The organism is endosymbiont of Lamellibrachia barhami (assembly GCF_011947365.2).
Taxonomy (GTDB): Bacteria; Pseudomonadota; Gammaproteobacteria; order Chromatiales; family Chromatiaceae; genus QGON01.
Map to the genome: position 1 here is coordinate 2,551,369 of NZ_JAAVSH020000001.1, position 271 is coordinate 2,551,639.

The 271-nt window shown below is 58.7% G+C and carries 1 protein-coding gene; it reads right to left on the reverse strand.

Annotation, left to right across the window (positions count from 1 at the left end):
- Window positions 1–271, reverse strand: a 271-nt coding sequence (locus G9Q73_RS11510; protein ID WP_177419914.1) for an AMP-binding protein, incomplete at both ends; no start/stop codon positions are given.

Sequence of the window (271 nt, forward strand, 5' to 3'; positions counted from 1 at the left end):
TCCCATAGGATCAACAGGTTCAATGGTAAGGATACGATTGAGTCCCGCCAGCTGGTGACGGATCTGTTGCAGGTTCTGCCACTGTTCATCCCCTTCCAGCAGTAACAGGCGGACGCCTGCATCCTGCAGAATGTAACCGATATTCTCCGGGCGGTCGTTGGTGTAGATGGGAACGGTGACCAGCCCCAGTCCCTGGGCGGCAAGGTCGAACATGGCCCACTCGCGGCAGTTGCGCAGCATCAGGGCGACCCGTTCGCCGGGTTTCAGATTC